The sequence below is a fragment of the Brachybacterium sp. GU-2 genome, from assembly GCF_030866705.2.
Lineage (GTDB): Bacteria > Actinomycetota > Actinomycetes > Actinomycetales > Dermabacteraceae > Brachybacterium > Brachybacterium conglomeratum.
This window is the reverse complement of the sequence record NZ_CP133037.2, coordinates 3,058,218-3,070,463: the sequence shown is the minus strand read 5'-3', so window position 1 is coordinate 3,070,463 and position 12,246 is coordinate 3,058,218. Positions and strand designations below refer to the sequence as shown.

The 12,246-nt window shown below is 71.9% G+C and carries 9 protein-coding genes and 1 pseudogene; 6 read left to right on the top strand and 4 right to left on the bottom strand.

All coding sequences use genetic code 11. The features are described from left to right. Positions 1–123 precede the first annotated feature (123 nt). From RBL05_RS14075 to RBL05_RS14060, 4 genes are read left to right on the top strand one after another with little or no spacing between them, the layout of a single operon-like run. Positions 124–1,416, top strand: coding sequence for an ABC transporter substrate-binding protein (locus RBL05_RS14075; protein ID WP_308738935.1), 1,293 nt, complete (start codon positions 124–126; stop codon positions 1,414–1,416). Between the two features lie 31 nt (positions 1,417–1,447). Continuing rightward, complete coding sequence (locus RBL05_RS14070; protein WP_308738936.1) at positions 1,448–2,401, top strand: carbohydrate ABC transporter permease; 954 nt, start codon at positions 1,448–1,450, stop codon at positions 2,399–2,401. A gap of 2 nt (positions 2,402–2,403) precedes the next feature. Beyond that, positions 2,404–3,315: a carbohydrate ABC transporter permease gene (locus RBL05_RS14065; RefSeq protein WP_308738937.1), complete on the top strand. Its 912-nt coding sequence runs from the start codon at positions 2,404–2,406 to the stop codon at positions 3,313–3,315. Beyond that, on the top strand, positions 3,312–5,069 hold the full coding sequence (locus RBL05_RS14060; RefSeq protein ID WP_412523770.1) for an alpha-amylase family glycosyl hydrolase: 1,758 nt from the start codon (positions 3,312–3,314) through the stop codon (positions 5,067–5,069). Before RBL05_RS14065 ends, RBL05_RS14060 begins: the two co-directional genes overlap by 4 nt. Positions 5,070–5,578: 509 nt before the next feature. Here RBL05_RS14060 and RBL05_RS16960 read toward each other — a convergent pair. After that, positions 5,579–6,013: pseudogene (locus RBL05_RS16960) on the bottom strand (HNH endonuclease); the annotation flags it as partial. A 1,192-nt stretch (positions 6,014–7,205) separates the two neighbouring features. Between RBL05_RS16960 and RBL05_RS14050 the strand changes: the two are divergent. Further along, positions 7,206–7,622, top strand: a complete 417-nt coding sequence (locus RBL05_RS14050; RefSeq protein ID WP_308738940.1) for a cupin domain-containing protein — start codon at positions 7,206–7,208, stop codon at positions 7,620–7,622. Positions 7,623–7,678: 56 nt separating this feature from the next. Then, on the top strand, positions 7,679–7,855 hold the full coding sequence (locus tag RBL05_RS14045) for a VOC family protein (protein WP_412523769.1): 177 nt from the start codon (positions 7,679–7,681) through the stop codon (positions 7,853–7,855). Positions 7,856–8,003: 148 nt separating this feature from the next. Here the strand turns inward: RBL05_RS14045 and RBL05_RS14040 are convergent, their stop codons facing one another. From RBL05_RS14040 to RBL05_RS14030, 3 genes are all read right to left on the bottom strand, one after another. After that, positions 8,004–9,608 carry an FGGY family carbohydrate kinase gene (locus tag RBL05_RS14040; protein WP_308738941.1) on the bottom strand — a complete coding sequence of 535 codons (1,605 nt, stop codon included), beginning with the start codon at positions 9,606–9,608 and terminating at the stop codon, positions 8,004–8,006. 110 nt (positions 9,609–9,718) lie between these two features. Then, positions 9,719–10,579 (bottom strand): thioesterase family protein, encoded by an 861-nt coding sequence (locus RBL05_RS14035; protein WP_308738942.1) that lies wholly within the window; start codon positions 10,577–10,579, stop codon positions 9,719–9,721. Continuing rightward, positions 10,576–12,105 (bottom strand): hypothetical protein, encoded by a 1,530-nt coding sequence (locus tag RBL05_RS14030; protein WP_308738943.1) that lies wholly within the window; start codon positions 12,103–12,105, stop codon positions 10,576–10,578. The genes RBL05_RS14035 and RBL05_RS14030 overlap by 4 nt, the downstream gene beginning before the upstream one ends. Between the last annotated feature and the right edge of the window lie 141 nt (positions 12,106–12,246).

Here is a 12,246-nt window from a genome sequence, read left to right as displayed (position 1 = left end):
GGATCGCGGCGGTGTTGACATGTCCTGACCACCCCCTCCATACTTTCGATAGGTAGTAAATATAACCTCTAGCGTAACAATCGTCGCCTCACTGCGGCGACTCCGCTCCCCTCCAAGGAGACGATGGTGTCATCCCCGATCAGCCGGCACGCGCGGCACTCGCCGACGCGGCCCTCGCGACGTGGCGTGCTCGCCGGCGCGGCCGCCGCCCTCGCCGCCTCGGCCCTCTCCGCCTGCGGTGCCGGCGGCGGCAGCTCGCAGCTGACGCTCTACCAGTCCAAGCCCGAGGCCATCCCCTACTTCTCGCAGCTCGCCAGGGAGTTCTCGCAGGCGCAGAGCCGGTTCTCGGTCCAGCACGACATCGCCACGAACCTCTCGGCGAGCTTCGTGCGCAACAGCCCGCCGGACCTCGGCTGTCTGAACTACAACCTCGAGATGGGACGCTTCATGGAGCGCGGGGCGCTCTCGGACCTCTCCGACCTCCCCGAGGCGGGGCGGATCCGCGAGGACGTCGCTGAGCTCGCCAACTGGTATCCCACCTACGAGGGCCGCACCAGCGTGCTCCCCTACTCGGTCACCGCCGCCTCGGTGATCTACAACCGGCGGATCTTCGATGAGCACGGCCTGGAGGTCCCCACCACCTGGGACGAGCTGCTCGCGGTGTGCGAGACGCTGCAGGCCGCGGACGTCACCCCGATCTACGCGACCTTCCTCGACGCGTGGACGGTGGCGCAGGGGCTGTTCGACTACACCGTCGGCGGGCTCGTGGACGTGCGGGAGTTCTACCGGCGGATGGACGAGATCGGCGAGGACGTCGGCCCCGACTCCGAGGTCTCCTTCCAGCGCACCCTGCTCGAGCCGATGCAGCGCATGGGCGAGCTGCTCGCGTTCGTGAACCCCGATGCCGCCAACCGCGGCTACGGCGACGGGAACACCGCGATCGCCCAGGGCAAGGGCGCGATGTACTTCCAGGGCCCCTGGGCGCTCGGCGAGATCGCGAAGGCCGGCACGGACGTCGAACTGGGCACCTTCCCGCTGCCGATGACCGACGACCCCGCCGACCTCAAGGTGCGCGTGAACATCGACCTGTCGCTGTGGGTGCCCGAGGCGGCCAGCAGCCCCGAGGGCGCGCGCGAGCTCGCGCAGTTCCTGATGCGGCCCGAGGTGCAGGACCCCTACAACGCGGAGTTCCTCGCCTTCGGCACGAGGACCGACGCCCCGCCGGTCACCGACGACCGCATCGCCGAGATGCAGCGGTACTACGACGAGGGCCGCTTCTACATGGGCGCCTCGCAGTTCATCCCCCGCTCGATCCCGGCGGAGAACTACATCCAGTCGATCGCGGGCGGCGCCGACCCCGAGCCGGTCCTGGCCCGCATGGACGCCGACTGGGCCCGCCTGGCCTTCCGGGAGTGAGCGCATGATGACCCCACGACAAGGAGCACCGATGTCGACGACGACACCGACGCGCGAGGACGGGACCGCGGACGGCCCGGCCCCGGACGCCCCGGCGACCGGGCGCGCGTCCGTCTCGCGCCCCTCGCGACGCCGCACCGACCCCCTCTACCACCTGTTCCTCCTGCCGGCGCTGGCGCTGTTCACCCTCGCGGTGACGCTCCCGGCCGTGCTCGGCTTCGCCTACAGCTTCACGAGCTCGATCGGGTTCGGGGACTGGGACGTCATCGGGCTGCGGAACTACATCGCGATGTTCCGCGACCAGGGGATCCTGGACTCCTACCTGTTCACCCTCGGGTTCGCGCTGGTCACCGTCGTGCTCGTGAACGCGCTGGCGTTCCTGCTGGCGCTCGGGCTGACCTCCCGGATCCGCTTCACCGCGGCGCTGCGCACGATCTACGTGATCCCGATGGTGATCTCCGGGATCGTCATCGCGTTCGTGTTCCAGTACCTGTTCGCGAACACCGTGCCGATGCTCGGCGAGGCGCTCAGCTCCGAGGCGCTGTCGGTCTCGATCCTGGCGAACGAAGACTGGGCATGGGTCGCGATCGTCATCGTGACGGCCTGGCAGTCCATCCCGGCGACGATGTTGATCTACATCGCCGGGCTCGTCACGATCCCTGCCGACGTGTACGAGGCGGCCTCGATCGACGGTGCGACGGGACGGCAGAGCCTGTGGCACATCACGCTGCCGATGGTCTCCGGCTTCGTCGTCATCAACACGATCCTCGGCTTCAAGAACTACCTCAACGCCTACGACATCATCGTCGGCCTCACCGACGGCGGGCCGGGCGTGGCCACCCGCTCGGTCGCGATGTCGATCTTCCGCGGCTTCGAGGGCGGGGACTACGCCTACCAGATGGCCAACGCCATGGTGTTCTTCCTGATCTCGATCGCGCTCGCGGGCCTCCAGCTCCGCCTCACCCGTGGAAGGACGGTGCTCTGAGCATGTCGACCGCCGCACCCCTCGCCCCTGCCCCGTCCGCGGGCTCGAGCTCGACCTCCCCGGCCCCGCGTCGTCGCGGTCGCGGTCGGGTGGGCCGGGACCGCGTGAACGTCACCACGACCGCGCTGCTGATGCTCGGCGCGCTCACGGTGCTCGTGCCGCTGTTCGTCACCGTGAACATGTCGCTGAAGACCACCGAGCAGGCGGTCGACGGCAATGCGTTCAGCCTCCCCTCGCCGCTGACCCTGTCGAGCTTCGCGGAGGCGTGGAGCCTGACGAACTTCCCGCGCGCCTTCGCGATCTCGCTGTTCATCACCGTGGTCGCGGTGGCCGGGGAGATCGTGATCTCCTCCCTCGCGGCGTACGCGATCGTGCGCAACTGGGACCGTCGGCTGTTCCGCTGGTCGTTCTTCTACCTGCTGGCGGCGATGTTCATCCCGTTCCCGGTGGTGGCGCTGCCGCAGATCCAGCTCACCGGCCTGCTCGGGCTGGACAACCCCCTGGGCGTGGCGATCCTGCACATCGCCTTCGCGATGGCGTTCAACACGCTGCTGTTCACCGCGTTCCTGCGCACCATCCCGCTCGAGCTCGAGGAGTCGATGCGGATGGACGGCGCCGGCACCTGGCGGGTGTTCTGGCGTCTGATCCTGCCGCTGCTCGGCCCGATGTGCGCGACGGTGGGGATCTTCGCCTTCATCCAGTCGTGGAACGACTTCATGATGCCCTCGTTGATCATCTCCGACCCGGCGCTGCAGACCGTCCCGGTGCTGCAGAACATGTTCCAGACCCAGTTCAGCAACAACTACAACGTGGCCTTCGCGTCGTACCTGATGGCAATGGCCCCCGCGATCATCGTGTACCTGTTCGCACAGCGCTGGGTGATGTCGGGCCTCACCCAGGGCGCGATCAAATGACCCAGCCCCTTCACCGTCCCACCCGATCGACCGGAGGTTCTCCCATCGTGACCGCTGCTCCCCAGTCCCTTCCCGCCGCGCTGCAGGCCGACGCCGACTGGTGGCGTCAGGCCTCCGTCTACCAGATCTATCCTCGGTCCTTCGCGGACGGCAACGGCGACGGTATCGGCGACCTGCGCGGGATCATCTCCCGCGTGCCGTACCTGCAGAAGCTCGGCGTGGATGCGGTGTGGCTGAGCCCGTTCTACCCCTCGGCCCTGGCCGACGGCGGATACGACGTGGACGACTACCGCGACGTGGACCCGCGGATCGGGACGCTCGAGGAGTTCGACGAGATGGTCGCGGCGCTGCACGGCGTCGGGATCCGTCTGATCGTGGACGTGGTCCCGAACCACTCCTCGGACCGTCACGAGTGGTTCCAGGAGGCGCTCGCCTCGCCGAAGGGCTCCAACGCCCGCGAGCGATACATCTTCCGCGACGGGCGGGGGAAGGACGGCGAGGAGCCGCCGGCGGACTGGACCTCGATCTTCTCGGGCCCGGCGTGGACGCGGGTGCCGGACGGGCAGTGGTACCTGCACTCCTTCGCGACCGAGCAGCCGGACTTCAACTGGAAGCACCCGGAGGTGCACGAGGACTTCCTGCGCACCCTCGCGTTCTGGTCCGACCGCGGGGTGGACGGGTTCCGGATCGACGTCGCCCACGGCCTGGCGAAGGACCTGTCGGAGGTGCTGCCCTCGAAGGCGGAGCTGAAGCAGATGCCGAAGGACGGCACGCACCCGCTGTGGGACCGGGACGACGTGCACGAGATCTATGCGGAGTGGCGCGAGCTGTTCGACCGCTACGATCCGCCGCGGATCGCGGTGGCCGAGGCGTGGGTGGAGACGGCGGAGCGCCGCGCGAAGTACGCGAGCCCCGAGGGGCTGGGCCAGGCGTTCAACTTCGACCTGATGGAGGCGGACTTCGACGCCGCGCACTTCCGGGAGATCGTCACCGACAACCTGGCGCAGTCGGAGGTCACCGGCTCCTCCACCACCTGGGTGTTCTCGAACCATGACGGGGTGCGCCACGCGACGCGGTACGGGCTGCCGCCGCGGGCCGGCCGGGACGTGAAGCAGGGCGCGGAGTGGGTGCTCGCGGGCGGTCCCGAGGACGGCATCGACCGTGCACTGGGGCTACGCCGGGCACGGGCGGCGACGCTGTTCGAGCTCGCGCTGCCCGGCAGCGCGTACCTGTACCAGGGCGAGGAGCTGGGCCTGCACGAGGTCGCCGAGATCCCTGACGAGCAGCGGCAGGACCCCGCGTTCTGGCGCACCACCGCCGAGGACCGCGGCTTCGACGGTCTGGGCCGGGACGGCTGCCGGGTGCCGCTGCCGTGGACCCGCAGCGGCTCGTCCTTCGGCTTCAGCACGGGCGGGGCGCATCTCCCCCAGCCGGCATGGTTCGCGGACTTCTCGGTGGAGGCCGAGGACGGGGTGCGCGGCTCGACGCTCGAGATGTACCGGGCCGCGCTGCGCCTGCGCCGCGAGCTGCAGTCCGAGGAGTCGCTGACCTGGGACGAGACTCTCTCGACCGGGGAGGTGCTGGCCTTCGAGCGTCCGGGCGGCTGGCTGTCGGTGACGAACTTCGGCGAAGCGCCCGTCGCGCTGCCGGAGGGTGAGGTGCTGATCGCCTCGAGCCCGCTCGAGGGCGGCGTGGACGACGAGATCCTGCTGCCGGGCGCGACGACCGCCTGGCTGCGGCGCGCAGCGCGCTGAGCCCGGCGAACTCTCGAGGCGAGGGGCGATCCCGTGGATGACCTCCCGGATCGCCCCTCGTCGTGACGGATCCTGCCGGGCGCAAGTGCTTGCGGACTCTTCTGACCAGAGGGCCCCGCTGACCGCACGGGGCGGGTCGGGATCGTGCGAGTGAGCACCTGAGCGCTCATCGGGCGGGTCATGGTGCAGGCCTCCGAGTCGGTGGTCCCGCGGATCTCGAGCCCTTCCCCGTCGGCGGCCCCGCTGGTCTCGAGCTGCTCGCCGTCGGAGTCTCCTACGGCTTCCGTCGTCCCCGTCGTCGTATCCGGTGCCACCGAGTCGTCGGGCATCACCACGAAGGCGGTCGGCCCGAGGCGCTGGGCCCGTCGGACGACGCTCGCCCCGCTGTGGCCCGTCCACTCCACCTGGTGGCCGTCGGCGGCCTGGTCGCCTCGGCGCTCGACGGTCGCGTAGCCGTCCTCCTTGCCGAGGTTGTCGTGCCCGCACAGCCCCTGGCCGTTGTCGAGGCTGGTCGCACCGCCGCGGCTGTGCGGGGTGATGTGGTCGTACTGGCGCACGTGGGCGTCGCAGTACGGGGCGCGGCAGCGACCGTCTCGCAGATGCAGGAAGCGCTTCAGGGCCCGCGGGAACTCGCGGGCTCTCGACTCGACGGCGACGATCTCCCCGCGCGTGGGGTGCTGGAACAGCTTCCGCAGCACAGCCCTGATCGACGGCCCGTCAGGGCCGTAGCGGTCGCAGGCTGGGTCCTCCGGTGCGGCGAGGGCTGCGCGCAGCTCGGCGCGCAGGGCTTCGGCGGGCACCGGACCGTATCCCTCGATGTACGCCGCGTCGCCGTGCTCGGGAACGAGCAGGGCCCGGTCGGTGATGATCACGCCGACGTCGAGGGTCTCGAGCTCGAGTCCGCTGTCCCTGCCGAGCAGGGTCCCGACCAGCGCATCGGCCATGAGCGCGCCGTGGCCTTCTCGGTCGCCCTCGGCCCTGCGTCGCTCGGCCTCGAGGGAGAGCCGCTTGTGGACGCGCTTCGCGTCGAGGGCGGGAAGGTGGGCGCTGAGGGTCGCCATGCCGTGCTCGCCCGGGGTGAGGGTGACGTGGCGGGAGCGGCGGGCGATCCGGTGCCGGTGCGCGGCTCCGTCGGGGTCGAGCTCGCCGACGGCGGCTCCGACGGCTCCTCGCCAGGCCTTGACGCCGGCGCCCTCCATCTCGGGCAGGCGCTCGTGGAGCACCTGGTCCACGTCGCGGCGCTGCTGGTCGGTCAGCGGGGCGGAGGTGGTGGCCGTGGCATACGCGACGGCAGGTGTGATCGCACCGCGGCCGAGAGCGGAGAGCATACGCGGCATGGAGCCGACGAGTCGGCGGGCGGCGGCCAGGCTCGAGCTCGCGGTGGCGGGCGAGCGGTGGGTCGCGAGGGTGATGTCGGCCGAGGCTCGTCGATCGGACTGGCGGATGAGCTGCTCGAGCGGCGGGAGGACGTCGTCCTCATGGGCGACGTCGTCCCGTGCCACGTCGATCCGGTCGCGGAGGTGCGCCTCGGCGAAGGCGACGAGGGTGCGGGCCTCGAGCGCCGCGAGGGAGCTGAGCGCGCCATGGATCATGTCCAGCAGGTTCTTGATCTCGTGGCGAGGCCGAGCGCCGACCTCGAACATCTCCTGCGGGTCGATCGCAAGGGAGGTGAGCAGGTGGTCGACGTCCCCGAGCATCTCTGCGAGTGCGGACGGGCCGCCCGCATGCAGCGCGGCGAGCACCTGCTCCGGAGCGTGCTGCTCCGGGGCGGGCTGCGGGGGCGTCGTCGCTGTCATGGCCCCATCCTCCCGCACACCCCTGACAGATGAAATCCTCGACGGAAATTGTGGACAGCGTCGAAGCACGATTCTCCCGACACCGGGAGAAGACCCCGCGACACGTCGACTCCGACACACCTAAAACGCCTATGAACTGCACGCTTGAGTGCGCATCGCGTCCACTGGCACCCCGCCTCCCGCACCGACCACTCCTCCACATCACCGGGAATCAGCAATTCCCTCCAGAATTCCCTGTGGAGGAACGATCCGTTTCCTGGACCGCCCGTCCGTCCACACCCTTGCCCCTGCGCACTCGTCCGGTATCTCATGGGGACCACCGCTCGCCGAGGAGGCATCGATGCAGAAGCTCCCCGTTCCCCAGTCCGCCCAGGCGCCGGCCGACGCCTTCACCGGCTCCGTGCTCCACGAGGCGCTGCGCGGACCGATGGAGGGGTCCCTCCTCGCGATGGCCCACGTCCACTTCGCGCCCGGCGCCCGCACCCACTGGCACACCCACCCGCGCGGCCAGACCCTGTACGGCACCGCAGGTGTGGGCCTGGTGGTGACGCGGGCGGGGGATGTGCAGACTCTCGAGACCGGTCGCACCGTCTGGATCCCGCCGCTCGAGGAGCACTGGCACGGCGCGATGGCCGGGACGCGGATGGCGCACATCGCCGCGCAGGAGGCTGACGAGGACGGCGAGACGGTCACCTGGCTCGAACCGGTCACCGACGAGGAGTTCGCCCTAGCGAACGAGGCCGCGCAGGCGGGCTGAGCGGCACCGCGCTCGATTCCGCTTCGGCTCACGCCAAGAATCGCGTCCACCTCGATGTGCGAGCCGCGCCCGGTCTCGAGGGCGAGGCGAGGATGGCGGCGCTCGAGGCGGAGTGCGAGCGACTCCTCCGGCTCGGTGCGACGCGAAAACGGCGCCACGAGCCCAAACCGCCGATGAGCGGCGGCTTCATCGCGATGACCGACCCGGAGGGCGACGAGTTCTGCCTCGACTGACGCAGCTCGCCTGTCGCGGATGGTTCCGCTCCTCCTGCACTCCGGCGCGTCTACGCCGACTTCCCCTCTCCCGCGCTCCCCTCGTCGGCTGCGGCGACGTTGCACCCGCGTGCCGGCGCCTCCTCCGCCTCCGCTTGCCCGCCTCGTCTCAGCGGAGCCGCTGCACCCGCGCGGCCGCGTCGTACAGGGCCCGGTGAGCAGGCCGCAGCGCAGCATGCTGCGCTGCGGCCGACGGGTCGGGGTCGATCGTCGCCGCCTCCTGTCGGGCGCCCGGCGGGACCAGGGCGTGGTCCAGGCCGAGCGCCTCCGCGGCGACGAGGGCGCAGCCGAGCAGTGCGGCGTCGGTCCCGTCGACGGTGCGCACGGGTCGGCCGGTGACGTCGGCGAGAATCCGCAGCCAGGGCGCGGAGGCGGCGCCGCCCCCGGTCACGGGCAGCGGACGAGGAGAGGTGCCATCTGCGTGCTCGAGCCCGTGGGCGAGTCCGTGCGCCACGCCCTCGAGCATCGCGGCGTACAGATCGATGCCCCGGGTCCCCGCGTCGATCCCCACCACGGCGCCGCGCAGGCTCGCGTCCCGGACCGGGAACCGCTCCCCCACGATCGAGGGCAGGGCGAGCAGCCCGCTCGGACCGCGGCCGCGCTCCTGCTCCCGCGCCTCGAGCAGCTGATCGGCCCGGGCCGGGTCCGCGCCGTCGAGGACAGCCTGCCGGGCCCAGTCCGCGGCGGCGCCGGCGGAGAGCAGCGCGGAGAGCCGCAGAATCCGGGGCTCGGCGGTCGCCGACGACGCTCCGAGAGCGAGGTGGTGCGAGACGCCGGCGGGTTCATCACCGGCTGACCCCTCGCCGGCGTCCTGTGCCCCCGTCGGCGACGTCCGGGTCCCGGGCAGCACTGAGGCGAGCCATCCGCTGGTCCCGAGGTAGATGTAGGCGTCGCCCGGCGCGAGGCCGACGATCCCACTGGTCGTGGCGCCCGCATCTCCCGGGGCGAGCACGACGGGCAGCCCGTCCGGCACGCCCAGCAGCGCCGTCGCCTCCGTGCCGGCGTGTCCCACGACCTGACCTGCCGCAGCGGTCAGCGCGGGCAGCAGAGCCGGATCGAGCCCGGCGGCGCGGGCGACAGCGGGCGACCAGTCGCGGGTGCGGGCCTCGAGCAGTCCCGTCGTCGCGGCGGTCGTCGGATCGCACCAGAGCCCGAGCCCCATCCGCACCACGAGATATCCGGCCGGGCCGAACACGACGCCCTGCAGGTCCGCGAGCTGTTCCGGGGCCGTGCGGAGCAGGCGCAGATGCATCGCGGCGCAGCTGGTCGCGTCTTGCAGGTTGCCGGTCAGCGAGTCCCAGGAGACGCCGTCCGCGGCGAGCGCGGCGCGCAGCTCCGCCGCCTCGGCGCCCGCGCGGGTGTCGGAGTAGAGGATCGCGATGCTCGCGGCACCCGAGCGCGGGACGGCGACGAGGTCCTGCATCTGCCCGGTGAGCACGAGCGCCGCCACCTCGCCGTCGGGCGCCGTGTCCGGCACGGGCGCCGGCGCCGCGCCATCAACCCACGCCTTCGCGGCGGGCGCCGCCTCGAGCAGCTCGACGATCACCGCGCGGGCGGCGCGCTCCCATTCGCGGGGGTCCTGCTCCGCGGTCCCGTCGGCCGCGTGGCGGGTGGGGTACGGGGCCTCCGCCCGGCGATGGACGGTGCCGTCCAGGTCCAGGAGCGCGGCCTTCGCGGCGGAGGTCCCCAGGTCGAGGCAGAGCAGGTGCGGCATGGCAGTCAGGGTATGCGGGAGCGGGCGTCGGCCCGGAGCAGCGGTCGAGCCGCAGGAGCGGCGCACTCGCGTCGATGATCCCGCAGAACCTGCCATCGGCAGGTGACTCGTCAGGCCTGGCGAGGGATGGGGCGGACGGTGAGCGTCTGCTGCACCGAGCCGAGCGGTCCCTCCTGGTCGTGCAGGACCGAGCTGGTCAGGCCCTGTCCGGTGGGGCCGAAGGAGACGGTGGTGTCCAGGCCCAGCCAGCGGCCCGTCGGCCGGCGCATCAGGTGGATGGTGAGGTCGAGGTTCGGGAACATCCATTCGCGCGGCTTCTCGCGCACCGCGATGCCGTTGGAGGCGTCGACGGGGATGAGGAAGGTGGCGAGCTCGCCGGCCTCCTCACCGTCGATCAGGGGATGCTCGGCGCGCAGCCAGCTGCGGCCGCGTCCGGGCCGCTTCGGCTCGGCGTCGCGCAGGCTGATGCTGTGGATGAAGCCGCCGGTCCAGTCCTCCGCCATGCTCCGCTCGGGCAGTCCCTCGGGTCCGGGCAGCAGCGGCAGCTCGGTCCCGGCGACCTCGGCGGTCTCCTGCGCGGACATCACCCAGCTGCGGGCACGGAGCGTCTCGCGCCCGGCGATCACGGCGGTGGTCTCGAGCAGCTCGATGGTGCGGCCGGGGCGGAGCATGCGGGTGGACAGCTCGATCGGCCCGCGGCGGAGCTGGCCGAGGATGTCGATGGAGATCCGTCCGAGCACCTTGTCGGGGTCGGCGTGCTGGGCCCGCCAGCGCTCGAGATGCTCCACCAGCAGAGCGCCGACGGGGCTGATGTGCAGCTCGTCGTCGCTCCACGCGCCGCCCGCGTGCTCGCTGGGCAGGTAGGTGTCGGGGCCGATGGGGACGAAGTACGCCTCGGAGCCGGCGGCGCGGTCCTCGCCGATCGCCTCCGGGCTCGCCTCGCCCTGCTGTCCCTGGCCCTGGCCTGTCATCCCTGGTTCCTCCCGTCCCCGGTGCGGGGCTCTGCGCTCGACGTCGTCCACGACCGTCCATCTTCCCCGACGGGCGCGGCCGGGGCGGCCGATCCGGCGCGACGCGCCCGTGCCGAGCGGCGGAACCAGTTCACGAGCGGGTCGGGGACGAAGCGGTCCACGAAGGGAGCGCCGAAGCGCGCGATCACCTCGACGGCGAGGCCGAGGAGGAACGCGACCACCGGCATCCAGGCGGCCAGCGACATCGAGACACCCATCGCGCCGAGGAATCCCATCTCGGCGTCCACCCGCACGTGCACGAGGGCGAGAAGCACCAGCGAGCAGAAGGTGTAGGCGAGTGGCAGCGCCGCCCAGGAGGTGACCTGCGCGATCACGTTCCCGGCCGGGATCTCCCGGTCCCGGTGCCACAGCAGCGCGATCAGCAGCGGCACGAGCAGGGCGATCAGCACCATCGGCAGCCACACGTACCAGGGCAGGTCGACGAACCACAGGTTCTGCGTGCCGCTCTGCGGCGTGATGCCGCTCCCCAGCCCGAGATCGCCCACGTCTCCCCGGGCGGAGGCGCGCACCGGTACGACCAGCATTCCGAGTCCCGGGAGGAGCGCGAGAGCGGTCGGCCCCCACAGCGGCAGCGCCAGCAGCGCGCCGAGCACGGAGCGTCCCTCCCCGTCGACGATCTGCACGATCGCCCCGGCCGCGACGGCGAGGAGGCCGACGGGCACGGCGAAGGCGAGGGCGTGGACGAGCACGAGGCGGGGCGCGGCGGCGAGGTCGGCGACCAGCGGCCACCAGTCGGGCTTGCGCATCCCCGCGAGATGGCCGAGCAGGAGCGGCAGCGTGATCAGCGCCCAGGTGCCGAAGAACATGTCGGCCCCGGCGGCGTGCATCGAGAGGGACAGGCCGTTCGCGGGGTCCTCGATCGAGAACGCGGTCAGGCGCGTGACCAGCAGCGCGACCAGGGCGACGCCGAGACCGGAGAGGCCGGACCACAGAGCCGCGCCGAGCGGCCCGTTGGAGCTCCACCGCCGCTGGGCGGTGCGCGCGGCGAGGAAGGCGAAGACGGTCATCGCCGCGGTGATCAGCAGCGGCAGGCCGCGCCAGCTCAGGGAGAGGCTCCCCAGGAAGCCCATCTGCAGCTCCGCGTCGTAGGAGCCGAAGCTCGCGAGGGCGACCAGCTGGAACGGGATCCCGAGCAGGCCGATGATCCCCGCGAATCCGGCGTCGTCGGTCGCCGGGGCGCCCACGACGCCGGTCGGGTCCGTGCTCGCGCCCGTGTCGGCGGTGAGCACGGCGAGAACCGCCGAGACGATCACGACCAGCGCCGCGAGGAGGGCGACGAGATAGGCGAGCGCGCCGGTGACGAGGCTGGGCACCGGGGTGCCGATCCCGACCTTCCGCAGCGGCGCCGTCGAGGGTTCCGGACCCGCCGTCGGGCCCTGCCCCGCCCACGGGGAGGGACCGGCCGACGGGGCGGGACCGGGTGACGGGGCAGACCCGGGCGGCGGTGCGGCTCCGGGCGTGGTCATGCCGTAGCCGTACCCTCCCCCGTCCTGCCCCGTGCCTCCCTGTCCGTGGCCGGCCCCGTTCCCCCGACCGTCGTCGGGCTGGTTCGGCTGCGACATGCGTGCCCCTCTCACGTGCGTGGTGCGTGCGAGTGCTGCTGCACT